This is a genomic window from Chryseobacterium sp. KLBC 52 (assembly GCF_003347605.1).
Taxonomy (GTDB): Bacteria; Bacteroidota; Bacteroidia; order Flavobacteriales; family Weeksellaceae; genus Chryseobacterium.
Window position 1 is genome coordinate 1 of record NZ_QDFZ01000016.1, and the last position, 25198, is coordinate 25198.

The following is a 25198-nucleotide window of genomic DNA, read 5'->3' on the forward strand; positions in this document are numbered from 1 at the left end:
AAGCATTTAGTTACACTATAGATTCCTTAGAATATGATTCACATTCCGATAAAGAACTAAATGCTTTTTCATCAAAAGACTTAAATAGAAATTCGGGATTTAAAGCCCATTATAAGGTGTTAAGAATCAGATGAATTGCTCTTCCATTTATAAATTAAACCAAAAGTATGGAAAAAATTGTAATAGGTATTGATATTAGTGCCAAGACACTGGATATCTGTATTAAAAAGTGTGGTTCTTATTCTTTTTATGTTATTGCCAATGAAGCTAAGGCAATCAAAGTATTCTTCAAAATTTTTCAAAAACCAAAATCTGAGACTATAGTTTCCATGGAAAATACAGGAAGATATAATTGGGAATTATATCAGGTTCTGGAGTATTTTAATTTTAAAGTTTTTGTACTTAACCCCTTACACTTAAAGAAAAGCATAGGCTTAATAAGGGGTAAAAATGATAAAATTGATGCTAAAAGGATCTGTGAGTTCACAGAGAAACATGAAAAAGAGCTCATAGAATGGAAACCATGCTCTGATAACATAAAGAAAATTAAAGTGCTGTTTTCTGAGCGAAATTCTAAGATAAAGCTAAGAGCTTCTTTATTAAAACAAAGACATCTGTATTCACAACTTGAAAGTATAGGATATGATTCTAAATTTTTAAGAATGAATAAAAAGGAGATTGAAGTTTTAGAAAAGCATATAGATTTTTTAGAAAATGAAATAGAACAACTCATTGATAATGACTCAGATTTATACTCCAAGAAGCGATGTATACAAAGTATTCCAGGAGTAGGAAAAGTATTAAGCTGGATGATTATTGCCAAAACAGAAGGGTTTACAAAGATTAATAGCCCCAGAAAATTAGCTTGTTATGCAGGTGTGGTCCCCTTTGGCTATCAATCCGGAACATCAATAAAATTTAAACCTAAACTTTCTTATTATGCGGATAAATCATTGAAAACAGTACTCCATATGGCTGCAATGAGAGCTGTGAGACTAGAAAATGATTTAAAAATATATTATCACAGAAAAATAAGTGATGGTAAAAACAAAATGGCAGTTTTAAACGCTGTGAGAAACAAAATTATTCATAGAATTTTTGCAATGATCAGAACAGGGAAACTTTATGAAAAAAACTATAATAATTCTTTGTTTTTGTCATAGAAATCGGAATGACATTGCGAATGGATAACCTAAGCGTTGTATTTGTAATTCTGAAAGAATCCCACATTACAATTTTCTAGCTATCATGTAACCATCATCCATTTTATCGGAGATAAAATCCTAGCGCCTTATAACATACAGCTTAAGACAAAACTTGCGACTTTGCGTTTTTCAACCAAGCAATGCAGAGATTCTTACGGAATGGCAAAGTGTACGAATAAGCTAAACGTTGTATTTGTCATTCAGCAGGAATCTAACCTTATACTTTTCTATGCAGTTATTATTTACCAATATCCCAACCAAAAGACGTAAAAATTCGCTTCTTCCGGAGGGTGGCAAAAATTCCAAGAATTTTTGACGGGGTGGTTTTACCGGAACAATTTCTCATACCAGGCGCCAACATCATTTTTAATTTCCTCATGATGCTTGCATAAAATCATAGCCAGCTCAAGTTCAGATCTCTCAGATTGATAAGGATTCAAAGTAAGAAATCCAAAGAAATTCCCATCCTGATCCAGAATCGCCGGAGGATAAGAAGCATAAGCATTCCACGGAGAGTAAGGACCATAAGTGCTTCCGTAGTTTCCATAGGTATTCCAGATAGATTTTGAACTCAATGCATTTCCATAATCACTGAACTTATTCCATATCGAATTTTTATCAAAATTATCACAGTTTAAGCATCCCAGATACTGATCCTGATCTGCGCCGCCATACAAATGCAGAGTTTGCGCATAAAAGATACAGTATAAGAAAAGACTTAAAATAATGAACACTTTTTTATAATACATAAGATGATTACTTTATTGAATAATGATAACTGCCGGAAATAAAAAACTGATACTAACCTCCATCTTCCTTTCTTCCATCTTCCAGCCTTATCTCTCAGTCTATTTTAAACTTTTTCGGTGATTTTCCAGTGATCTGAGTGAATTTTCTATAAAAATATTCCAATGTATTAAAACCTGATTCAAAACAGATATTCTTAATCCCGATTTCTGGATTGCTGATCAAAAGGTGCTTGGCATGCTCTATTCTCAACTGGATAATATATTCTACCGGAGTACAGTTGTAGGAATGCTTAAACTTTTTAAACAGATTGGCTTCACTCATTCCTGCGATCACAGAAAGTTTTTTGATGGTAATCGGTTCTCGGTAATTTTGTTTGATAAAATGAACCACTTCCTGAAGTCCGTTTTGCACATTTTCTGTCTTGTCAGAATACAACAAAATATGCTTTGCATTGGTCTTCATCAGCTCATAAATCAGTTCTTTCAAACTTAAGCTTAAAAGAAAATCCGAGGTATTATGAAGATTTCCGTCAATTCTTCTGTTGTAAAGATTGGTAAGGCTTCTCCATAAAGATTCATCCGAGCTTACGAACTTTTTCACGGCATTTTCTTTCATCATAATTCCGGTTCTGTCCCAGTCCGGATGCCAGTTTTCAATCACTTCGGAGAATACACTGTCAATATACTCCTGCTCAATATTCAGTACCAGACATTTCGTGGGTTCTTTGAAAATGGGATGGATATCTATGCTCAGTTCTTTATTGCAGGGCGGAATAAATACACTTCTTTCATTAAACTCAAAAGTTTCATCCTCACTACGAATGATCTTATTGCCACTCAACATTAGCGTGATGACAGGCTTTTCAAAATAGAAAGGAAAATCATGACAAACTACATTCGTTTCAAATACATTCAATTCACCAAAAGGAATGCTGAAAACAGTTCTTTCTTCGATCTTTTCCATGATAGGTAGAGTTTAGGTTAAAAAAAATAGAGAATAGGTAAATGATTTATATCATGTTATTGCCATTTTCGAACTACGTAAAATACAAAATAATTTAAAACAATGGAAAATACATCAGCAGTCAAGGAAACCCATACTCCAGATACCCGGTTTTTATCCCTAAATCCTTCTACCTTAGAGGTTATAGGCGAAGTAACCAATACTTCCCATGAGGAGATTGATACCAAAATTGAGAAAGCAAAAAAAGCCCAGAAACTATGGGCAGCAAGGACGGATTCAGAAAGAAAAGAGATTTTATTAAAAGTAGCGGAAGCTTTACAGCAAAATTCACAACACCTTGCAGAATGGATTACCCGCGAGCAGGGAAAACCGTTGAATGGTCCTGGAGCTAATTTCGAAATGCAGGCTTGTGTTGGTTGGACACAGGTTCCTGCATCACTGGATTTGCCTGAAGAAATTGTTTTCGAAGACGACACCCGAAAAGATGTTTTATACAGAAACCCGATTGGAGTGGTGGCCGCCATTGCCCCTTGGAACTGGCCTTTGATGATTGCTATCTGGCAGATTATTCCTTCATTGAGAATGGGAAATGCTGTCATCATCAAACCTTCGGAATATACCACTTTCTGCAGTCTGGAAATGATAAAAGTGATCAATAGTGTCCTTCCTGAGGATATTTTGCAGGTAGTTACCGGCAGAGGAGAAGTAGGTGGTTACCTTACCTCACATCCTGAAATTGGAAAAATTATGTTCACAGGTTCCATTGCTACAGGAAAAAAAGTCATTGAAGCTTCTGCTAAAAATATGGCCCGGTTAACCCTTGAATGTGGAGGAAATGATGCTGGAATTATTTTACCCGGACTTGATGTCTCTAAGTATATTGATGGAATTTTCTGGGGAACCTTCTTGAATATGGGGCAAACCTGTGCCTGCTTAAAAAGGCTATACGTTCATGAAAATGATTACGAAAAAGTCGTTAAAGCATTGGCAGACTATTCTTCCAATATTCCAATGGGGAACGGAGCGGATGAAGCCAGTGTTTTAGGACCTATCCAGAATAAAATGCAGTACGATAAAATTCAGGATCTGATTCTTGATGCTGAAAATATGGGAGCAGACTTCATATTCAAAGGGCAAAAACCTGATTTGGAAGGCTATTTTATTCCCGTAACTCTGGTTGGAAATGTAGATAACGGAGACAGAATTGTAGACGAAGAACAGTTTGGTCCTGTACTTCCAATTATTAAGTATAAAACGTTGGAAGAAGCCATCAGTAAAGCCAATGACTCAGAAAATGGACTGGGAGCTTCCGTTTGGAGTGATGATCTTGACGAAGCTCAGAAAGTGGCTGCACAACTGGAAGCAGGAACCGTATGGATCAATCAGCATGGCGCTATTCACCCGTTTGTTCCCTTCGGAGGGGCAAAACAATCCGGTTATGGAGTAGAATTCGGAATAGAAGGATTGAAAGCAGTCACAGTTCCTAAAGTCATCAGCATTAAAAAATAAAGTTAGAACTCATGAAATACGATTTTATAATTGTCGGATCCGGTTCGGCAGGCGCTGTAATAGCCAACAGATTAAGTGAAAATGAAAATATAAATGTCCTTTTACTGGAGGCAGGTCCCGATGATAAAGTTGCTGAAGTGGAAGAACAAGCTGGCTGGCCCGCCATATGGAATACCGAAAGAGACTGGGCTTATCATACCGTTGCGCAGGAGCATGCAGGAGGAAATGCAAGATACTGGCCCCGTGGTAAAACATTGGGTGGTTCAAGTTCCATCAATGGAATGATCTACATCAGAGGGCATCAGCAGGATTATGATAGTTGGGCTTATAAAGGATGTGTGGGCTGGGATTGGGAAAGTGTTCTGCCTTATTTTAAGAAATCAGAAACCCATGAAGAGGGTGAAGATGATATTCATGGAGGGGAAGGACCGCTTTATGTAAGCCGCATCAAACATCCGAATGCCATTTCAATAAGTGCTATTGAAGCCTGTAAAGAATTGGGCTATCCTTTGACAGATGATTTTAACAAAAAAATCTGGGGTGCAGGTCTTAATCATCTCAGTGTAGGAAAAGACGGTAAAAGGTGTTCTACCGCAAAAGCATTCTTAGATCCTGTGAAATCGAGGCCCAATCTGCATATTCATACTAATGCGCTGGCTCAGAAACTGATTTTTGAAGAAAACGAGTGCATCGGAGTTCAGTATTTGAAAGACGGTGAATTAGTAGAAGTGGAAGCAGAAAAAGAAGTGATTGTATCTTGCGGAACTATAGAATCTGCCAAACTTCTGATGCTTTCCGGAATTGGTGATCAACAGGAACTGGAATCTGTAGGAATTCCAGTAGTAAAAGACCTGAAAGGAGTCGGGAAAAACCTTCAGGATCACTTGTTGACCAGTGTGATTTTTAAAGCTAAAAAAGAAATTCCAGCTCCGGAAGCCAATTTATTGGAAGCTCAGCTATTCTGGAAGAGCAAAGAAGAAATGGCTTTCCCGGATCTTCAGCCTTTGTTCATGGGACTTCCTTACTACAGCCCGGGATTCACAGGGCCGGAAAACGCATTTACATTCTGTGCAGGGTTTATCAGACCTGCCAGTAAAGGATATATCAAACTGACTTCTTCCGATCCTTCCGCTTCACCAGAAATCAATCCGATGTATCTTTCCGAAGAATCCGATCTGGAAGCCCTTTATCAATGCGTTGAAATATGCCGTGAAATGGGAAGAACAGAAGCTATGAAAGAATGGAATGACGGTGAAATCTATCCCGGAGAAGGAAAAACAAAAGAGGAAGTGATAGATTATATCAAAAAATCATGTTCCACCTATCATCATATGACCGGAACCTGTAAAATGGGAATCGACAGCCATTCTGTAGTAGATCCGAGACTGAAAGTATATGGAATAAAAGGATTAAGGGTAGCAGATGCATCCATTATGCCGGATGTGGTTTCCGGAAATACCAATGCACCTACCATTATGATTGGTGAAAAAGCCGCCGATATGATCAAAGACGATCATCATCTGAAAGCGTCCGGTTCATCTGAAAAGTTATCGTTTGTTGTGTAAGAAGGGTTAAAAACCTTGAAAAGAAGCCGTTTCATACTTATGGAGCGGCTTTTTAATGAAAAATTGAAAGATCATTGAGATAAAAAAGTCTGTAGCACTTACCTTTGTTTAAAATAAAATTCATGACACCAGAAAAAAAGAAACTCATTACAGACAGCTTCGGCCGTTCGGAAACCTTACAGTTTTATAAAGCAGAACTGCTGGAAGTAGAAACAGATTTTATCTCCATGAAGATCCCTAAAATGGAAATGATGACCAGAAAAGCAGGAATGTTCAATGGTGCAATGATCGCCTCTCTGGTGGATGTTTCTTCTGGATACGCTGCTGTGAGCCATTATCCGGAAGACTGTTATGTAGTAACTGTTGAATTGAAAGTGAACTATCTCCGTCCTGCCATGGGTGATGCTTTGGTTTCAAAATCCTATGTCATCAAAGGTGGCGGAAAAATTGTTGTGGTGAGAACGGAAATCTATGTTCAGACCGAAGGTTCTGATTCTGAAAGTCATGTAGCCACTTCATTAGTCACCATGATGAAAATAAAATAAGAGATTAAGAGGAAATAAAAGGCAAAATATTCCTTCAATAAAGGGTTTCAAAGCATTCTTTTTTCCGGAATGGAATAGCTTTTGCTCAACAAACCCCATAAACATTAAAAAATATCACAATGAACTTAATTATCCGACTATTTATTACGGCAATTGTTGCTTATCTTTTAACTAAAATCTTACCGGGAGTACAGTTTGAAGGATTTTCTTCAGCGATCATCTTTGCGATTGTACTTGGGGTTCTTAACATATTTGTAAAGCCTATTTTAAGTCTGTTCGGCCTTCCGTTGACCATTCTTACCTTAGGATTCTTTGCGCTGGTAATTAATGCCGCAATTGTCCTGATTGCAGACTATTTTATAGACAGCATGGTGGTAGATGGCTTCTGGTGGGCATTTATCTTCAGTATCTTATTATCAATCGTAACTTCACTGGCGAACTCTATGTTTTCAGATGGAGATTAATTAAATCATAAAAGATCAAAATAAAGGAATCCGCTCAACGAGCGGATTCCTTTATTTTTTAACGAACTTCAGTAACACCAGATCTCCTTTCGAATCTTTAAGCTTTAGAAAGTAATTTCCTGAAATAAGCTGACTAATTAAAATTTCTTTCACAAACTGATCTTTTAAAATCACTCTTCCGTTCATATCTATAATTTCATATTCATTGAAATTCCGGTCCGTATTTACTTTTAAAATATCTGAAACAGGGTTCGGATAAACTTTGATTAAAACGCTGTTATTTTTAGAGACTGATTCATTAGACGCTAAAAATAAGCATGAAGGCGGAGTGGTTATGACCCCATCCGTAAAATCATAATACAAAGTACTTCCCATCGGAATCAGATTGGTGCTGATGGTGGCAGGAATATTTTCAAATAGAGTACAGTTATTAAAACGGACATTGGCAGTTTCAAAATCTCTTGTAGTCTTATACCATGATTCACACCCTGCAGGTTGCATCACAACTCCGGGCCAGAAGGTATCGATGGCAAATCCGTCTATAGAATTGGGACTCACCATATCAACCATTACACAGCTTCCTGAAACCCATGTAGAAGGAACTTTAAAATAAATAACAGCAGTAGGAATACTTCCTGTGTAATACTTTTTACTGATTACAGGAGACGAACTTCCTTGTCCGTTAACAAGAAATGCCTTGATCTCTTTATTCTGATCAATAGAAATCTGCACATTATTTACAGCAGAGGAAGAACTAATTGTCGGAGTGCTTCCGTCAGTGGTATAATAAATAGTACCGTTTCCATTAATAGTGACCTGATAAGGATTATAATAATGATTGGGAAAAGGACTCATCGTAAGCTGTGAAAAAAAGAATGAAGACACACAAAGTGAAGAAAAAAGTATAAATTTTTTCATATTAAATGGGTATTAGTTTATTTCTGGTAAAACTAATAAAGTTTTGTCATACATAAATCAATTATTTTTCAACTTTAAAAACTTAATGTTAATTCTTTCGTCCGTTTTTATTTTAAATATTAACTTTGGCAATCTTTGAATTTAATAAAAGGATGTAGAAAATCAACTGATTTTGTGCCTCCGTTAAAAATGAATATCAACATATGAAACTTAAGTACAGCCTGCTGGCTTTGGCAGCTCCGCTTTTAATGAATGCACAACAAGTAATGACGCCTGAAATTCTTTGGACTTTGAAAAAAGTTGGGGTACAGGCAGTTTCACCAGATCAGGGTTCTCTTATCTACAAAGTAGGGCAGGTAGACCTGAAAACAGAGAAAACGAAAAATGAAAACTATTTTCTGAATGTTCTTAATAACCAGTCTTCCAAAATTGATTTCGGGAAAAAATCCCTTATTCAGTGGGATAAAAACGGAATCTATGCTCAGGAAGGAGATAAAATCTATCTTTCTAAAGATGCCGGAAAAACCTGGACAGAATTTTATACCATTGGTGAAGCAGACAATATCGTAATTTCTCCGGATGGGAAGAAAATTGCTTTCAGCAAGCAGGTATTGGTAGAAAAAGTGATGGGGAAAGATAAATTCACTGATACTCCTAAAACGACAGCACAGGTATACACAGACCTGAACCACAGACACTGGGATTATTTCAATGAAGGAAAATACAACCATGTATTTGTAGTGAATGCTTCAGATAAAGTAGAAGGAGCAAAAGACCTTTTGGAAGGAAAAACCTGGGATTCTCCTCAAAGACCTTTCGGTGGTGCTGAAGACTTCATCTGGAGTCCGGATTCTGCCCAGCTTTTATATGTTACAAAACCTAAAAGCGGTAAAGAATATTCTACAAGTACGAATACAGATATCTTTGCTTACGATCTGGCATCAGGTACAACCAAAAACCTTACAGAATCCAACAAAGGATATGATGTAAACCCTAAGTTCAGCCCGGACGGAAAATCTTTAATCTGGCAGAGTATGGCCAGAGACGGATATGAAGCGGATAAAAATGATGTGAAAATCTTAGACTGGAAATCAGGGAAGACAACTAACCTTACTTCAGGTTGGGACGAAAGCGTTTCAGGAGATGTGCTTTGGGGAGCAGATTCAAAAACAATCTACTTCACAGCAGCATTCAGAGGGACGAAACAGCTTTTTGCTTTGGATTCAAAATCAGCAAAAGTACAGCAGATCACCAAAGGAGATTTTGACGTCAACGAAATCTTTACAGACAATAAAACTTCACTTTTAGTAGGAAGAACAGACGTAAACCATGCTACAGAATTATTCTCTGTAAACGTTAAAAATGGGGAAATGAAGCAGGTAACTGAAGCGAACAAAGATACATACGCTAAGTTAGCTCAGGGGAAATCTGAACTTAAAATGGTGAAAACTTCAGACGGTAAAGAAATGGGCGTATGGTTCCACTATCCACCAAACTTTGACCCGAACAAAAAATACCCTACTTTGGTGTACTGCCAGGGTGGTCCACAGTCTGCGCTTACTCAGTTTTTCAGTGTAAGATGGAACTTTGCTCTTATGACAGCTAACGATTATATCGTAGTGGCTCCAAACAGAAGAGGAATGCCGGGCTGGGGAACAAAATGGAACGAAGAGATTTCAAAAGACTGGGGCGGACAGCCAATGAGAGATTATCTGGCAGCAACAGACTTTGCGAAAACTTTACCTTATGTAGATGGTGACAGAGTAGCAGCTGTAGGAGCTAGCTACGGAGGATACAGTGTATTTATGTTAGCCGGAATCCATGAGAACAGATTCAAGACTTTCATCGCTCATGATGGTTTATTTGACATGAAATCCTGGTATCTGACTACGGAAGAATTGTGGTTTGCAAATTGGGATCTTGGTTCTCCATGGGAAAAACCTCTTCCAAAAGCCTATACAGAATTCAACCCAAGCAACTTTGTAGAAAAATGGAACAAACCAATCATGATTGTTCAGGGAGGAATTGATTTCCGTGTTCCTTACGAGCAAGGTCAGGAAGCTTTCCAGGCTGCAAAATTAAGAGGATTAAAATCTAAACTGGTATACTTCCCGAACGAAAACCACTGGGTACTTCATCCACAAAACGGATTGGTATGGCAGAGAGAATTCTTCGACTGGTTGAAGGAAACTTTATAGACAAACAATATAAGATATCAATAGAAACGGGCTTTAGCCCGTTTTTTTATGATTAAAAATTCCAATAGCTTTAGCTAAAACCTAAATAAACTACGGTTGGGTTCAGCAAATTAAATTCAGGCTCCCGGCTTCCAGCCTAATTAAAAATTAAAATAAATTAAATCAATATATTTGAAGATGCAAAATCGTATTTCTTCATTTCCCCCTCTTATTGATACCCAATCTGAGATTCTGATTCTAGGCTCAATTCCCGGAGTGAAATCATTAGAAAAACAGCAATATTATGCCCATCCTCAGAACAAATTCTGGAAAATTATTTTTGAATTGCTGCAAGAAGAATTTACAGAGGATTATTCTAAAAGAGTTGCAACGATAAAGAAACATCATATTGCCCTCTGGGATGTCATCGATTCCTGTGAGAGAAAAGGAAGTCTGGATTCTGAAATCAGAAACGAAGAAGCCAATCAGATTGCTGAATTGTTAGAAAAACATCCGAATATCAAAGCCATTTTTTGCAATGGTGGAAAGTCATACAAGAACTTACAGAAACTGCTCGGAAAAGATTATAAAATACCCATTTTTTTATTGCCTTCCACAAGTCCGCTTCATACCGTTTCCTTTGAAAAAAAGCTGGAAGAGTGGAGAGTGATTCTGGGGTTTTTGAGTTGAGAATGGGGTAGGGTTTTAGGGTTTTAGGGTTTGAGAGTGGGAGAGTTTGAGAATAAGAGAGTAAAAACACATTCTTACAAAATGGCAAAGTGCATAGGTAAGTAAAGCGTCCTATCTGCCCATTTCGTAGAAATTTATGCACTTACAAACTCAACCCTCAAACCCTCAAACTCTCCGACTCTCAAACCCATTAGCTCCCAAGTATTCTCTCAACCCCTTCAACAGTTCCAGCTGGTTTTTTGTTCTGTCCAGATTGTGTTCAGGATGCATGATAGAATAGTAGGTGCTTCCGTTAAGGTAATCCGTTAAAAAGCGAAGTTCCTGAATATAAATAGCGACTTGTGCCGCATAATCAAGATTCCCGTATTCTTCAGGCGTCAGTTTTTCTTTTAAATGAAATAGAAATCCTTCTTTTACAACTTTATACATTTCAGGGTTGAAATTGTTTTGAGCTGTCCCGTCATCTTCCTGTGTTGTATTGGTGTAGGACTGAATCATGGTTCCAAAATCATACAGAATAGTAGAAATCATCATGGTATCGAGATCAATCACAGCTAATGGATTATGATTCTGATCAAAGAGAATATTACTGATTTTTACATCAGCATGAATAATTCTTTTAGGAATCTGATTGTTTTTCTCCATTTCAATCCATCGGTCAGGTAAGGACAAAAGCTGGTTGGTAATTTCTATTTCAGCCCTGGCGTTTTCTTTCAAATAAGGCTCTGCATTTTTTAGGGAATCTCTATAATCTGCAACCCTCTTCTCAAAATTGAGGAAATTGGGAAGAGAATCCTGAATGGCAGGTATTTGTTCAGTATTTACCGTATTGAGAAAATAACTGAAGGTTTTAGCCGCATCAAAAGCGGTCTGTAAGGAGGGAGCAGTAAGGAATGTAGTGCTGTTTTCTACAAAACTTAACATACGCCATGGCTGGCCATTTTTATCTTTTATCAGTATTTTACCTGTAAGAGAAGGAATGGGTTCTATAATTTCAAATCGATAATGATTTGACCTGAGCACTTCATTGATCATTAAATGATTGTTAACGACCACTTCCGGCTGTTTAAAAACATGATTGTTGATTTTCTGCAGAATAAACTTTTTCCCCTGATCTTTATTCTCCAACAGATAAGTGGTATTGATCAATCCATCCGTAATAGGAGTGAGGTCATAATTATTCGTAGTTATAAATTCAGCAATGATATCATTTAGCTCCATAAATCTTCCGGGTATCTGTTATTTTTAATCTCTAAAGTCAGAAAATCTATAATTTCCTTTTTATCATCAGCATAGGTAACTCCCATCCATCGGGATGGAGAGGCTTTCACTTTTACTTTGACTCTGTTTTCGTCCATCATTTTCTGTACTGCAGAAGGAATGTAAAATTCCTGATTGGGTAGTGGGTCAGATTCAATGAAATCATAGAAATAAGCTTCCAGATAACAGAAAATGTGAGGATGGAAAATAAAAAAGTTCATGGATACCAATGTTTCAGGCTCTAACTGTATATTTTCTCCGTTTTCAACATAAACGATGGAATGATTGATCTTTTGAATAGAAGTTTGCTCCTCTACTTTGATCAGATAATTTTCAGCATCCAACGTACATATTCCTCTTGCTACAGCACCGTTGCCACTCAATGTTGTACCCACAGGATAAGCAATCATCCCTAATTGTGTATCTGAAATATAATGATGGTTAATTTCATCAGCAGCCAGTTGATAGGCTTCTTTTCCGTAGAAATCATCCGCATTGATCATCACAAAAGGTTCCTGTATTGAATATTTGGCGCAAAGTACGGCATGAGCAGTTCCCCATGGCTTCTCACGATCAGGATAATCGAAGCCTTCCAGTGAAATAGGAATGGTGTCTGTCTCCTGATATACCCAAATCAATTCAAAATTTTTAGCTTTTGAAATGCCGTTAAGTCTTTCAATATAACTTTCAGGAATCAGTTTGTTGACAATAATAACTACTTTTTGGAAACCGGCTTCCAGAGCATCAAAGATAGAATACTCAAGAATCGGCGAACCGTTATCAAGTATTCCGTCTATTTGTTTAAGTCCTTTGTACCTGCTGCCTAATCCGCCTGCTAATATGAGTAGTGTTTTCTTAGAACTCATCTGTCATTCCAAATACAGGTTTACGGGTTTTCCATTTTCCATTGGTAAAATCAGGGATATCAACTACCTGACCGCCTTTGGCAATAGACTCTTCACTCAGTGGGGTAATGGAATACCATAGGGCAAGATCATATACGTCCATCGGGAATTCTATATTTCGCTTGATACATTCAATAAAAGTATTCATCACAAAGAAGTCCATTCCGCCATGTCCGGCTCCTGCAGCAGTAGTTTCAAACTTCTTCCACATCGGATGATCATATTCTTTCATCCATTTTTCAGTATTATCCCAACGGTGGGTATGGTTCATTGTTTTTTCAAAATAGATGTGTCCCTGGTCGAAATCTCCCCATCCGAAATCCTGCCACAATCCCTCAGTTCCCTGAACTCTGAAGCCAAGATCATATGGTCTCTGCAAACTTGTATCATGAGTAAGAAGAATAGTTTCTCCATTGGCACAGGCAATCTGTGTGGTTACAATATCTCCCTGGTTGAATTTTACTTTGGCGCTAGGATGGTTTTCTCCTCCTTTTGGATGCTCTACAATATATTTATGAAGGCCTACAGATTTTGATGAGAATGAAGAGAGCCTCGTTAAACGATTTCCTCGGTTGATATCCATCATCATCGCTACAGGACCTAAACCATGGGTAGGATAAAGCTCTCCATTACGTTTTACATAATGTTCGGTTCTCCATTTTGCTTCACTGAATCCTTTTTCTCCAAATTCAGCCCCGGAATTGTACGGATTAACTCCATCATTGAAAAGAACACCTCTCAGATCATGCTGATAACCGCCTCTTCCATGTACCAGTTCCCCGAACATTCCCTTACGGACCATATTCAGGATGGCCATAATATCTCTGCGGTAACACACATTTTCCATCATAAAGATAGGAACTTTTGTTTCCTCATATACCTTTACAAATTCCCAGCAGTCCTGAAGCTTTATCGCTCCGGAAACTTCCATGCCCACAATTTTTTTAGCGCGCATAGCTTCCACCCCTTGGGTAAGATGCCATTCCCATGGAGTTGCAATGACAACAGCGTCTATTGTTTTTAATTTTAAAAGATTTCGATAGTCATATTCTCCGTTGGAAAACTCCTGAGCAGCCGGTTTATTGTTGTCTTTTAAGATTTTTTGAGAGGCGGCAAGCATTCTTTTTTCCGGATCTGCAAACGCAACAATCTCTACATCATTACGTTTGGCCAATAATTTTACATGCTCCTGACCACGAAGACCTACGCCGATAAAACCGACACGGACTTTTTTATCTGTTTTAAAATCATTGGAATAAGCAAATAAAGAATTGGGTAAAACCAATGCCCCAAAGCTTGCTAAAGCTGCGGTCTTGAGAAAGTTTCTGCGGGAGTTACTATTGTTCATCTATTTTTTTCTTAAATATATTAAAACTTTTGTAAATCCCGATAAAGTGATAGATAATAGGAGAATGAAGTAATAGAGGTGGTTGGTGAGAATTTGTAGCTTGTTGGATTTTAAAGTTGAATGATTTTGGAATTGTTGAAGTATAGATTATTAATTTTCGCTTTTTTCTCTATTTTGATCATTTATATTTTTTTTACATATTTTGTTATATGCGTGAAAATTTATTGATTGATCCATGCTTTTCTTAATGCAATTTGTTTTGAATCGGGGTTGGAAACAGGAGTTACCTTTCCGGTAGCTTCATCATAGTTGAATCCTGCTTTTTCCAGATACTCTTTTAGAGGAATGGGTTGAGCACCCTCTACATAATCTTTGAAAAATGTACGGATTTCCGGAAAGGTCATTTTGGTAATCTCATTAAAAAGCTCATCATCATTAAAATATTGACCTGCTCCATATTTTTTCATAAGCATCTGCATCAGATCCTGAGTTCCCATTTTCCCGTTAGAAAGCTCTCTTAGTCTTATATCCAGACATAACCCAAGTAATGCTCCTTTCATATAAAAATTCATATACTGATCCTGTCTTTCCATGGATTGTTTACTCATTTCTGTTAAAGATAGAGTGTTGTCAAATGCTTTCATGCCTTTGATCTTTTCTTCCAGACTTCTTTCAAAATCTTCCAGACTGATCATTTTTTGTTTGACAGGCATATGAATGGTGGCATACTCCGTCATTCCTTCGTATAGCCACAAATGTTTAGACATGACAGGATTCAGGAAATCATAATGCTGAATTTCTCCTGAATGAATGTTGAGCGGGGTAACCACATGGAAAAATTCGTGAGAAGCAACCCTGTTTAAAGCATTTGGAAGAAACTTCATACTTCCGGAACGGTACAGGCAGACCGTAGAGTGGGAATGTTCAAGTCCGTCCCCTAAAAATCCATTCTCATTGGAAGATTCATAATAAATCAGAAAAGCATATTTATTAACTGGCAATGTTCCACCAAGATAAGCCTGCTGATTTTTCAGAATATTTTCTATTTCGTGGGCAATCGTTTTGGAGTAATGTCTTTCCTTTTTGTTGTAGAACGATACAAGTACTTTGGTATGACCTATTTTCAACCACGTGGTATCTGGAACGGAATATAAAACAGGAGAATCTACCAGTTCACGGTAATCCTTTGCCCAAACCATATCCGTATTTTTATTTTTCTGTCTATAATCTAAAGCAGAAGAAGCATAAAAATCTTTGTTCTTGGTAATCGTAATCTGATAAGGAATATCTTTCAGTTCTTCAAAATATCCCACTAAAGAATTATAATTGATGACAAAAACACTGTCTTTTATAAACATGCTGCCGGCAGATCTGGCTTCGTTAGATTCTTTTTCCAGAGAGTCCCACCCGTCAGCTACCTGATAAGATATTTTCTTTACACGATTGAGATCATGTACCATCCAGCTGTTTTTATCCAGACGTTCGGTTACTACTTTTTTACCGTTTTTATCGGTGGCGGCGAAATCAGAAATATATTGTCCGAAATTCATAGCCTGATAAAACCCGGGCACCAGTTTGGGAATGATAAATTTGCCTTGTTTAAGATTGTTCTTTGGAGGCGAAAAAGATACCCGGACTTCATCATTGGTCATATGAAGAAGATCTATAGAATATTCGTAATTTTTCTTTGAAGTCTGAGCAATCATTAGGTTGGGAAGTATAATGACTGCGAAAAATAGCTTGATAAGGGTCTTCATTGGCTGCATTTTAATGATTACGAATATTTTAAATCACTTCTATAATTTGTCTGTTTTATTTTTCCATATAGTATACCTCTTCATAAGGTTGAATCAGTACCCATCCGTGTCCTGAAAACTTCATCTGGAACTCTTCACCGCTTCCTCTGCCGATAAGGCTTTTGAATGAAACATTCGTTTTCAGTTCCGGGCTTAGGTTTCCAGACCATGCAACTGTGGCATTAGGATCTGTAAACACAGGAGTGTCAGGAGTTACAAGTAAAGTTAAAGGATCTCCGTGTGTAGTAATGGCGATATGCCCTGTTCCTGAAAGTTTTGCCTGAAAAAGCCCTCCGGACATCATTCCTGCTATACTTTTCAGCATGGTGATATCACTTTTTACACTTTGTTCGTGGGCAAGAATATCATTTCCGTTTACACATACAGATTCATTATTCAGATACAGAATACGGACTTTCTTACCGGAATCGGCTACATATAGTTTTCCGGTTCCTTCTGCTTTCATCAGCCTGGCACCTTCACCGCTGATCGCTTTCTTCAGAAGATTTCCAAGTCCTCCGGAAAGCATTCCCTGTCTTTCAAAATTGATATTTCCCACATAGCTTACCATACTTCCTCTTTTGGTCCATACCGCCTGATTATTAAGGTTGATTTCCAGAAGATGTTTCGTTTCCAGTTCAAAATAATCTCTTTGCTGCGGATTCTCTTTCGTTTCGTTGATAAATGCTTCAATCGAATATTTACTCATAATGATATTTTTTAATTATAGTGTAATTACTTTAGTTTGTCGAGTTTATACTCTCTTTTGTTACTTTTAGGATTCAGATCTACAAATTCATACGTTTCAAAACGGGCAAGTCTGGCTTTGAACATTTCAGTTGCTTTTTCCAGTGACCAGGTTTTGGGATAATGAAAACCTTCAAATTCAGCATTGAAAATCTGCGCTTTGAAATCATGTGAAAATTCATCATCACCCGCATAGGTCAATGCTATTTTACCCGTCCATGCAATATCATATCGGTTATTATCTGTTTTTGAAAACCGGATCTGATGTCCCGCACAGCTGTCATGTCCCAGCAGATAGATGTTGAAGGCAAGGTCATCATCATCAAAATGGTTTTCAGAAGGGAGATCATTACTGAAAAGATCATTTTTAACAACGGTATCGAAATCTAGTTTTTCATCAAGATTGTTAATTCTGATGCCTCTTTGTTCACCCCAATAGTTGGACGAAAGTGTACAGGCATGGTAGTTTCCCCATACAATTTTGGAGTCCCAGTCGGACAGATCTTCGTCTTCTTCTTCACTGTTTTGATCATCATTGGCGTAATAATTTTCAGTTTTTAAATGAAAATCAAACCAGATAAATCCATATTCATCAATTCTTCCACTCCAGCTGAAAGTTTCAATTTTGTGGCCATTAGGATACGGATTATCAATGAAGTATATTTTACTTACAGATTCCATGTTGAATTTTAATTTTTCCAAAAATACTCTTTTTATGCCTTGAAAATCCCCGTGAAATCACGGTTTTATATTTGATTGTAAATAATACTTGACAAAGGGGTGTTCAATGTCGTATATTTGCACTCCGAAAATTACACCTTGTAATTTCAATAATTTTTAAACCGTAATTTAAAAAATGAAAACATCAGATTTTAATTTTGATCTTCCTGCGGAATTATTAGCAGAACACCCATCAGAGCACAGAGACGAAGCGAGATTAATGGTACTTGATAGAAAAACACAAACTATCGAGCACAAATTATTCAAGGATGTTGTGGATTATTTTGATGAAGAAGATTTGTTCATCTTCAACAATACAAAAGTTTTCCCTGCACGTCTTTACGGAAATAAAGAAAAAACAGGTGCGAAAATTGAAGTTTTCTTATTAAGAGAGCTTGATAAAGAAACAAGAGTTTGGGACGTTTTGGTAGACCCTGCAAGAAAAATCAGAATTGGTAACAAATTATTCTTCACAGAAGATGAGTCTTTGGTAGCTGAGGTTATTGATAACACGACTTCAAGAGGAAGAACATTAAGATTCTTATTCGACGGTTCTTACGACGAATTCAGAACGAAATTAAAAGAATTGGGAGAAACTCCACTTCCAAAATATATCAAAAGAGCAGTAGAGCCGGAAGATGCAGAAAGATATCAGACGATCTATGCAAAAGTAGAAGGAGCAGTAGCTGCCCCTACAGCAGGTCTTCACTTCTCAAAGCATTTGATGAAGAGATTAGAGATCAAAGGAATTAATTTTGCTGAAGTAACACTTCACGTAGGATTGGGAACATTCAACCCGATTGAGGTAGAAGATCTTTCTAAGCATAAAATGGAGTCTGAAGAGATCATCATTGATGAGAAAAATGCTGCCATCATTAACAAAGCGGTAGAATCTCACAGAAGAGTATGTGCCGTAGGTACTACTACAATGAGAGCATTGGAAACTTCTGTTTCTTCAAACAAAAAAATCTCTGCTTTCAACGGATGGACAAACAAATTCATTTATCCTCCTCACGATTTCGGAGTAGCCAACTCAATGATCACGAACTTCCACACACCGAAGTCTACTTTGATCATGATGATTGCTGCATTTGCCGGAAGAGATTTCGTAATGCATGCTTATGAAGAAGCCGTAAAAGAAAAGTATAAATTCTATTCTTACGGTGACGCAATGTTAATTCTATAAAAAAAGTAAAAAGAGCCAAGTTAAAGGTAATACAAGTAGAAATGAGACAAAATGATTTACTTATCAGAACTTTTACATTTGGAGTTAATTGTCTTAAGTTTTTAAGAACACTCCCCAATGATTCTGAAAGTAAATTAATAAGATTTCAACTCGGGAAATCAGCTACTTCAATAGGTGCTATGAAGAATCCCAGGCTGGATCTTCTAAAGCAGATTTTAAAAATAAAGTAAAAATTGCTTTAAGAGAAGCTAGAGAAAGTCATTTCTGGCTTCGGGTTTTAGAAGAATTAGATGGTTATGATTCTGAGGAATTTAAAGCTTTATTGAATGAAAGTAACGAATTGAAAAACATTTTGGCTGCAATAGTTAACAATACTCAACTTTAAACCTTTTACTTTTAACTTGGCTCTTTAATATTATGAAAGATATCCGTACATTATCATTAGACCAGCTTAAAGACTACTTTGTATCTTTAGGAGAAAAACCGTTTCGTGCGAAACAGGTCTATGACTGGCTATGGAGTAAAAACCTCCATTCGATTGACGAAATGACGAATCTTTCCAAATCACTTCGTGAGAGAATTTCGGAAGAATATACCATTAACCCTGTTTCCGTAGACCTTCTTCAGAAAAGCTCTGACGGAACCATCAAAAACGGAGTGAAACTTCATGACGGACTGATGGTGGAATCTGTTCTTATTCCTACAGAAACAAGAACTACAGCCTGTGTGTCTTCACAGGTAGGATGCTCATTAAACTGCGAATTCTGTGCTACAGCAAGACTGAAAAGGATGAGAAACCTTGAAGTCGCTGAGATTGTAGATCAGGTAGCCCTGATTGACAGCCAGAGCAGAATGTATTTCGACAGACCACTTTCCAATATCGTATTTATGGGGATGGGAGAGCCGATGATGAATTACAAAAACGTAGTGGAAGCCATCAAAAAAATTACCCAGCCGGAAGGTTTGGGAATGTCTCCAAGAAGAATTACCGTTTCTACATCCGGTATTCCTAAGATGATCAAAATGCTTGCTGATGACGAACTGCGTGTGAAGCTGGCTTTATCCCTTCACTCTGCTATCGAATCCAAGCGTAATGAGATCATGCCTTTCTCTGATAAATTCCCGTTGACGGATATTATGGAGGCTCTTCAGTACTGGTATCAAAAGACAGGTTCTGTGATTACTTTTGAATACTGCGTATGGAAAGGAATCAATGATGGGGACGAAGATATTAAAGCTTTAATCAGATACTGCAAACAGGTTCCTTCAAAAGTAAATCTTATCCAGTACAACCCGATCGGAGATGGAAAATACGATCAGTGCAACAAACAGGCAGAAGAAAATTACATCCGACAGCTTGAAAATGCAGGAGTAACTGTAATGGTCAGAAGAAGCCGTGGAGGCGATATTGATGCCGCATGCGGACAGTTAGCCAACAAAACAACAGATTAAAATTTCCTTAAAAAAAGCCTAAAACTTTCTTAAAAAATAGCTTAAAACCCTACCTTTGCACAAATTATTTTGTGATGATGGATTTTCTTATGAGCGAGGATGGGCTGGAAAATGTGTATGCATGGGCTATTCCGTTGCATGCTACTGTTATTTTAGCTGAAATGATTTACAGCCACGTTTCGGAAGCTAAGTTATATAGTGGAAAAGATCTTGCCACCAATGTTTATCTTGCATTGATGAACTTTGGTCTTGACCTTATCATGAAGGCATTTGCCATGGGAGTGATGTTTTTCTTTTACCATCACAGGATTTTCTCATGGGATCTTAGCATCTGGTATTTGCTGGTTTGTTTTATAATCACAGACTTTGCTTATTACGTATTACATTATGTAGACCACCGTTCCAGAGCATTCTGGGCAGTTCATATTACCCACCACAGTTCAGAATATTTTAACCTGACAACAGGATTCAGAAGCCCTGTATTACAGCCGCTTTACAGATATTTGTATTTTTCACCGCTTGCATTTTTAGGATTTAATCCGTGGCACATCATGGTGGCATACGCCATCGGACAAGTGTATGGAACATGGGTACACACGCAGACAGTGAAGAGTATGGGATTCTTGGAATATATTTTGGTAACCCCTTCCCACCACCGTGTTCATCATGCATGTAATGTAAAATACCTGGATAAAAACATGGGAATGTGTCTCATTATCTGGGATAAAATATTCGGAACCTTTCAAAAAGAAGATCCGAATGTACCTGTAAAATATGGAATCTATCCAAAAATGCCGGATAACAGACCAGATACTGTTCTTTTTTATGAATGGAGAAAAATCTGGAAAGATCTTAAGCAGCCTGGATTAAAGTTCACAGACAGAATCAATTATATTTTCAATTCACCTGGATGGAGACATGACGGAACCGGAAAGACGGTAAGACAATATCAGAAAGAATATTTTGCCAGACAGGCCAGAAAGAAAGAACAACAGCAAAATCAGAAAGAGCAGAAAACTGCTTAACTTCTGATTTAAAATCAATAGAAATCTAAGTGAAAAGCAGGCTATTTTGGTCTGCTTTTCTTTTTAAGAAGAGAGAATAAGCAAAACAATAAATCTCTTCAAAAATCCGGAATTTTTTCCCATTGACTATATACAATATTTAGATTCTTTGGAATGACAAACAGGAAGCTTAATTTATCCATACACTACGTCATTCCATAGGAATCTACATGCTCCCCTCAAACCCGCATCCCGAAACCCGAAACTCATATCTTACTCAAACTCTCCAACCCTCCAACCCTCCAACTCAATACCCACATCTCACCTCAGAATAAAACCCTAATTTTGTCTTATGAAAAAACTCTTTCTGATTATTGCTCTTTTCGTTGGTCAATCTGCATTTTCTCAGCAGACCGATTTTCTGAAAATAAAAAAATACAGAGTTAATTATCTGGATGGCAAGATTGAGGAAACTTCAGGACTGAATATTTTGAACGGTAAATTATATACATTCAACGACAGTGGAAATACTGCCGAGCTTTTTGAATTGGATAAAAAGAGTGGAGAAATTATCAGAACACTGAAAACCAATTTAATCAATACAGATTGGGAAGCTTTAGCTAATGATGGTGAGAATTTCTACATCGGAGATTTCGGAAATAATGCAGGAACAAGAAAGGATCTGACGATTTACAAAGTTCCCTATGGCCGTCTTGATTCTGCGAATATTTCTAACGTTCCCGGTTCAGAAAGGGCTTTAGATGGAACATCTATTTCTTTTTATTATCCTGAACAGACCGAATTTATTTCTAAAAATATAAAGAACGACTTCGATGCAGAAGCCATGATTTATCTGAATGGGAAGCTGCATATATTTACCAAAGAATGGGCTTCTAAGGCCACTTCCCATTATGTCGTAGACCCTGAAATGTCAGAGCTTCAAAAAGCAGAAAAAATAGAAACCTATAAAACGGGTTTTGTGGTTACAGATGCCTCTTATTTTGATAAAAAGCTTTATTTGGTGGGATATACCAGGAAAACAGAAGTCTTTTTAGATATTTTTACAGAAACAGAACCAGGCATATTTTTTAAAGAAAAACCAAAGCATTATTACCTTGGAACTGCGCTTGCATTAGCACAGATTGAAGGAATAAGTGTAGATGAAACGGGAATTTATATTTCAGGAGAAAAGTTCAGGTCTCCATTGGGAACTACAAAACCTTCATTTTATTTTATCCCGAAAGATCAACTCAAAGATTAATTTACCTTAAAATTGAGCGAAAAAAATTATCTTTGTGAGAATTAATAATTATTCACCCAGCATTCGCAGATTGTGGCAAATACAGTAGAAGAGATTAAACGACCGATCAATGATGAAATGAAACTTTTTGAACAGAAGTTTTATGAGTCAATGCAGAGTAAAGTAGCTTTATTGGATAAAGTAACCCGTTTTATTGTGACCACCAAAGGAAAGCAGATGCGTCCTATGTTTGTGTTTCTTTGTGCCAAACTGGTGGGTGAAGTGACAGAAAAAACGTATCGTGGTGCTTCTATGATCGAGCTGATCCACACTGCTACTCTGGTACATGATGATGTGGTGGATGAAAGTTTTAAACGTCGTAATTTCTTTTCAATCAATGCTTTGTGGAAAAATAAGATTGCAGTTCTGGTAGGAGATTATCTTTTATCTAAGTCAGTTTTATTATCCACAGACCACAAAGATTATGACCTGCTTGGGGTGATTTCCAGAACGATTCGTGAAATGTCTGAAGGAGAACTTCTTCAGCTGGAGAAAGCCAGAAAACTGGATATCACGGAAGAGGTGTATTATGAAATTATCCGCCAGAAAACAGCTACTTTGATCGCTGCATGTTGTGAAATAGGCGTTCTTTCCAATAATGCAGACGAAGCTCTTGCCAAAAAGATGATGGATTTCGGTACTTTTACCGGAATGGCATTCCAGATAAAGGATGACCTTTTCGATTATTTAAGTTCGAACGTGATCGGTAAACCGGTAGGGATTGATATTAAAGAACAGAAAATGACGCTGCCTTTGATTCATACCTTAAAGATTGCCAGTGAAAAAGACAGAAAGTACTATTTCGATACCATAAAACGATATAATAACAATCCTAAGCGTGTAAAAGAGCTTATAGAATTTGTTAAAAGTTCAGGTGGATTGGAATATGCTATTACCATCATGAAGGATTTCCAGCAAAAAGCCAAAGATATTCTGAATGAATTTCCGGATTCTGAAGCAAGGAAATCGTTACATATTATGCTCGATTATGTCATTGAGCGAAAATTCTGATGTTGATGTTTTTTTAGCATTCTGATTTTTTTATTCACTTATTTTCCGTTATTCCCGTGTGGTATGTAAATTTTTCATTATTGGAGAAAAAACAGAGCTATCTTTCAATAATTCAATCAGTTGTGATTAGTGGTAATTTTTTATATTAGTAAATTGCTGTAAACTAATATTTTGCAATATTCAAATAAAGTGGTTGTTAACAATTCATTGAGGTTCCATATAATTTTTGTTAATTTGTCGTAAGAAAAAACAACAAATAATGAAAAAAATTCAGACAATGATGATAGCGTGTGCTATCAGTTCAGGTTTCATCACGTATGCACAAGTGGGAATAGGTACTCAAAATCCCCAAACAACTTTTCATATTGACGGCTCTAAAGATAATCCTGCTACCGGAGTTCCTTCCGCAGCGCAACAGGATAATGATTTTAGTGTAACTTCTACTGCCAAAGTAGGGATTGGTACAACTTCTCCAAGTGAAAAGTTAGACGTAGCTTCGGGAAATGCCCGTATCCGTAATATCAATTCAAATATAGGTATAGGAGGAACAGACAGAGTGGTTGTAGCGGATGCTACCGGAGTACTAAAGACTATAGACTTTACTGCTTATTCGCTTTTTCATGCACGTTTAGCGGCCAACCAGAACATTAGTTCATCAACCATTACTACTTTATTATTCGCTGCGCCTATAGCAACTTCTCCCTTCTATTCCTATAATACCGGAACTGGAGTAATGACTTTTAATCAGGCTGGAAATTATCTGGTAACATTACAGGCAAGTTTTACCAATATGCCTGCAGATACTCAGTTGCTTATTGGTATAAGACCTGTGCCGGATGCTAATTACCTGGGAAGAGGAAGCCATTATAATGCAGTGGCTGCTTCAGGAACAGTAGGTGAACTAATGAATTATACAACCGTAGTGGTAGCTCCTACAGCGGGATACCAGATTCGTTTTACAGCAGCTCCCAATCAGAATGCTACGATTATTTCAACAGAAACAGGATCTACAGGAAGCGGAAATGTTACCAATGTAACTGTTCAGAAGATATAACTCTACCTTTTATTATAATTAAAACTAAAGTGTTTTGTATATGTTTTCAGGAAACTGAAAATGTATGCAGAACACTTTCTCTTTTATATTCAGAATCTGATATTAGTTCAGTATAAAAAATGAGAATGAACAATTTAATCAATTCTCATGTTTTTATATGATTATCCTTATATATTACCGTCGATTGTTTAATTAAGCGAAAAATTTAAATTAAATAATTTTCAGGGTTACAATAATAACGGCTAGAACTATACAAAATAAAGCGATTAAAAATAAATAATCCGCAATGTTCTCAAACGTAGATTCCCGCTTTCTATTGCTAGTTCTGATCGCCAGAAATGAAAAGAAACAGCTGCAGGCAAAAAGGATACAGGCAAATCCTGCAAATTCGTCCAAATAGGTATGCTGACTGATCTTAGAGATTTTCAGTGAGGTGATAATGAGTAAGGAAAATCCTAAAAGATTGCTGGAGGCATTCAAGATGTGGGGAGACTTTTTTTCCATCTTTTACAATTTTTTTCAAAATAAAGCACAATTTTTTTTATTATCAAATTTTTAAAAAAGATTATTAAAAATTAAAATTAATTTAAAAAGTGTATATTAGCAAAATACTTGAAGATTAAAAAACT

General features: G+C 37.0%; 24 protein-coding genes. 14 read left to right on the top strand and 10 right to left on the bottom strand.

Annotated features, from left to right (window positions below):
• Positions 1–167: 167 nt before the first annotated feature.
• Positions 168–1163, top strand: a complete 996-nt coding sequence (locus tag DDF69_RS16465; RefSeq protein ID WP_114821245.1) for an IS110 family transposase — start codon at positions 168–170, stop codon at positions 1161–1163.
• 368 nt (positions 1164–1531) lie between these two features.
• Here the strand turns inward: DDF69_RS16465 and DDF69_RS16470 are convergent, their stop codons facing one another.
• Together DDF69_RS16470 and DDF69_RS16475 are read right to left on the bottom strand one after the other, a co-directional pair.
• On the bottom strand, positions 1532–1954 hold the full coding sequence (locus DDF69_RS16470) for a hypothetical protein (protein WP_114821734.1): 423 nt from the start codon (positions 1952–1954) through the stop codon (positions 1532–1534).
• A gap of 94 nt (positions 1955–2048) precedes the next feature.
• Positions 2049–2918 (bottom strand): helix-turn-helix domain-containing protein, encoded by an 870-nt coding sequence (locus tag DDF69_RS16475; RefSeq protein ID WP_114821735.1) that lies wholly within the window; start codon positions 2916–2918, stop codon positions 2049–2051.
• A gap of 102 nt (positions 2919–3020) precedes the next feature.
• Between DDF69_RS16475 and DDF69_RS16480 the strand changes: the two genes are divergently transcribed.
• The 4 genes from DDF69_RS16480 to DDF69_RS16495 all read left to right on the top strand — a co-directional run bounded on the left by DDF69_RS16480 (position 3021) and on the right by DDF69_RS16495 (position 7001).
• A complete protein-coding gene (locus DDF69_RS16480; RefSeq protein WP_114821736.1) occupies positions 3021–4427 on the top strand; it encodes an aldehyde dehydrogenase family protein in 1407 nt (468 codons plus the stop codon).
• 11 nt (positions 4428–4438) lie between these two features.
• Positions 4439–5992: a GMC family oxidoreductase gene (locus DDF69_RS16485; RefSeq protein ID WP_114821737.1), complete on the top strand. Its 1554-nt coding sequence runs from the start codon at positions 4439–4441 to the stop codon at positions 5990–5992.
• A gap of 122 nt (positions 5993–6114) precedes the next feature.
• Positions 6115–6537, top strand: coding sequence for a PaaI family thioesterase (locus DDF69_RS16490; RefSeq protein ID WP_089690417.1), 423 nt, complete (start codon positions 6115–6117; stop codon positions 6535–6537).
• A gap of 119 nt (positions 6538–6656) precedes the next feature.
• Complete coding sequence (locus tag DDF69_RS16495) at positions 6657–7001, top strand: phage holin family protein (protein WP_114821738.1); 345 nt, start codon at positions 6657–6659, stop codon at positions 6999–7001.
• A 51-nt stretch (positions 7002–7052) separates the two neighbouring features.
• Here DDF69_RS16495 and DDF69_RS16500 read toward each other — a convergent pair whose 3' ends face one another.
• A complete protein-coding gene (locus tag DDF69_RS16500; protein WP_114821739.1) occupies positions 7053–7919 on the bottom strand; it encodes a chitobiase/beta-hexosaminidase C-terminal domain-containing protein in 867 nt (288 codons plus the stop codon).
• Positions 7920–8122: 203 nt separating this feature from the next.
• Between DDF69_RS16500 and DDF69_RS16505 the strand changes: the two genes are divergently transcribed.
• Both DDF69_RS16505 and DDF69_RS16510 read left to right on the top strand, forming a co-directional pair.
• A complete protein-coding gene (locus DDF69_RS16505; RefSeq protein WP_114821740.1) occupies positions 8123–10117 on the top strand; it encodes a S9 family peptidase in 1995 nt (664 codons plus the stop codon).
• 177 nt (positions 10118–10294) lie between these two features.
• Positions 10295–10786 (top strand): DNA-deoxyinosine glycosylase, encoded by a 492-nt coding sequence (locus DDF69_RS16510; protein ID WP_114821741.1) that lies wholly within the window; start codon positions 10295–10297, stop codon positions 10784–10786.
• Positions 10787–10951: 165 nt separating this feature from the next.
• Here the strand turns inward: DDF69_RS16510 and DDF69_RS16515 are convergent, their stop codons facing one another.
• From DDF69_RS16515 to DDF69_RS16540, 6 genes are all read right to left on the bottom strand, one after another.
• The gene (locus DDF69_RS16515; RefSeq protein ID WP_114821742.1) at positions 10952–12007 is read right to left on the bottom strand and encodes a phosphotransferase enzyme family protein; all 1056 of its coding nucleotides are present in this window, start codon (positions 12005–12007) and stop codon (positions 10952–10954) included.
• Positions 11998–12912, bottom strand: coding sequence for a sugar phosphate nucleotidyltransferase (locus DDF69_RS16520; protein ID WP_114821743.1), 915 nt, complete (start codon positions 12910–12912; stop codon positions 11998–12000). The genes DDF69_RS16515 and DDF69_RS16520 overlap by 10 nt, the downstream gene beginning before the upstream one ends.
• Entirely contained in the window at positions 12902–14299 is a 1398-nt protein-coding gene (locus tag DDF69_RS16525; RefSeq protein WP_114821744.1) for a Gfo/Idh/MocA family protein, read from the bottom strand. Before DDF69_RS16525 ends, DDF69_RS16520 begins: the two co-directional genes overlap by 11 nt.
• 221 nt (positions 14300–14520) lie before the next feature.
• The gene (locus DDF69_RS16530) at positions 14521–16056 is read right to left on the bottom strand and encodes a peptidase M61 (RefSeq protein WP_162800951.1); all 1536 of its coding nucleotides are present in this window, start codon (positions 16054–16056) and stop codon (positions 14521–14523) included.
• Between the two features lie 55 nt (positions 16057–16111).
• The gene (locus DDF69_RS16535; protein WP_047433734.1) at positions 16112–16804 is read right to left on the bottom strand and encodes an AIM24 family protein; all 693 of its coding nucleotides are present in this window, start codon (positions 16802–16804) and stop codon (positions 16112–16114) included.
• A 26-nt stretch (positions 16805–16830) separates the two neighbouring features.
• Positions 16831–17544, bottom strand: coding sequence for a hypothetical protein (locus tag DDF69_RS16540; protein WP_228412022.1), 714 nt, complete (start codon positions 17542–17544; stop codon positions 16831–16833).
• A gap of 154 nt (positions 17545–17698) precedes the next feature.
• Between DDF69_RS16540 and queA the strand changes: the two genes are divergently transcribed.
• From queA to DDF69_RS16575, 7 genes are all read left to right on the top strand, one after another.
• On the top strand, positions 17699–18748 hold the full coding sequence (gene queA / locus DDF69_RS16545; protein ID WP_034696367.1) for a tRNA preQ1(34) S-adenosylmethionine ribosyltransferase-isomerase QueA: 1050 nt from the start codon (positions 17699–17701) through the stop codon (positions 18746–18748).
• A 232-nt stretch (positions 18749–18980) separates the two neighbouring features.
• Positions 18981–19133 (top strand): four helix bundle protein, encoded by a 153-nt coding sequence (locus tag DDF69_RS16550; RefSeq protein WP_262510858.1) that lies wholly within the window; start codon positions 18981–18983, stop codon positions 19131–19133.
• Positions 19134–19165: 32 nt separating this feature from the next.
• The gene (rlmN, locus tag DDF69_RS16555) at positions 19166–20200 is read left to right on the top strand and encodes a 23S rRNA (adenine(2503)-C(2))-methyltransferase RlmN (protein ID WP_114821746.1); all 1035 of its coding nucleotides are present in this window, start codon (positions 19166–19168) and stop codon (positions 20198–20200) included.
• Positions 20201–20274: 74 nt separating this feature from the next.
• Positions 20275–21225 carry a sterol desaturase family protein gene (locus DDF69_RS16560; RefSeq protein ID WP_114821747.1) on the top strand — a complete coding sequence of 317 codons (951 nt, stop codon included), beginning with the start codon at positions 20275–20277 and terminating at the stop codon, positions 21223–21225.
• Positions 21226–21556: 331 nt separating this feature from the next.
• Positions 21557–22465, top strand: a complete 909-nt coding sequence (locus tag DDF69_RS16565; protein WP_114821748.1) for a hypothetical protein — start codon at positions 21557–21559, stop codon at positions 22463–22465.
• Between the two features lie 72 nt (positions 22466–22537).
• On the top strand, positions 22538–23515 hold the full coding sequence (locus DDF69_RS16570; RefSeq protein WP_034696374.1) for a polyprenyl synthetase family protein: 978 nt from the start codon (positions 22538–22540) through the stop codon (positions 23513–23515).
• A gap of 259 nt (positions 23516–23774) precedes the next feature.
• Positions 23775–24569: a hypothetical protein gene (locus tag DDF69_RS16575; protein WP_114821749.1), complete on the top strand. Its 795-nt coding sequence runs from the start codon at positions 23775–23777 to the stop codon at positions 24567–24569.
• Positions 24570–24779: 210 nt separating this feature from the next.
• Here the strand turns inward: DDF69_RS16575 and DDF69_RS16580 are convergent, their stop codons facing one another.
• Positions 24780–25073 carry a hypothetical protein gene (locus tag DDF69_RS16580; RefSeq protein WP_114821750.1) on the bottom strand — a complete coding sequence of 98 codons (294 nt, stop codon included), beginning with the start codon at positions 25071–25073 and terminating at the stop codon, positions 24780–24782.
• Positions 25074–25198: the final 125 nt, after the last annotated feature.